General features: G+C 41.5%; 1 protein-coding gene. It reads right to left on the bottom strand.

Going from position 1 to position 535, the window contains the following annotated elements; genetic code table 11:
- The coding region (locus ACS8FD_RS24085) for a DNA-directed RNA polymerase subunit alpha (RefSeq protein ID WP_459252191.1) at positions 1-407 on the bottom strand (407 nt) is incomplete at its 3' end.
- Between the last annotated feature and the right edge of the window lie 128 nt (positions 408-535).

Genomic DNA, 535 nt, shown 5'->3' with positions numbered 1-535 from the left:
CGATCACTCAACGTACCCAATACCAACTCTGGATTGATAATGTCTACGTTATGCGGTAGTGCGATGTCTGCAGCAGTAATAGTGCCTGGACCTTGTTTATCCAAGGTCAAGAATACTTCATTTTGGTCATGAAGCGTAATTGCTAAGCCTTTCAAGTTCAAAAGCAGATCAAGCACGTCTTCTTGTAGTCCTTCAAGGGTTGAGTATTCATGGTCAACACCATCAATCTCAGCTTCAATGACTGCAGCGCCAGGTAATGAAGATAATAAGATGCGACGTAGAGCATTACCTAGAGTATGCCCAAAGCCACGTTCTAACGGTTCGAGCGTGACTTTCGCAATCGTTTCATTAACCGTATCCACATTAATGGCATTCGGCGTTAGAAACTCAGTTGCATTTAGCATCATGATGTCACCTCGATTTATTAAACTGGTTTAATTAACGTTGACTACTCAACATCATTATTATGATGCTGAGCGTTACGTCATTTACTTAGAGTATAGCTCAACGATCAAGCTTTCGTTGATTTCAGCAG

The organism is Psychrobacter sp. 1U2, from assembly GCF_051847575.1.
The sequence above is the reverse complement of the archived record's forward strand: the minus strand, read 5'-3'. Positions and strand labels throughout refer to the sequence as shown.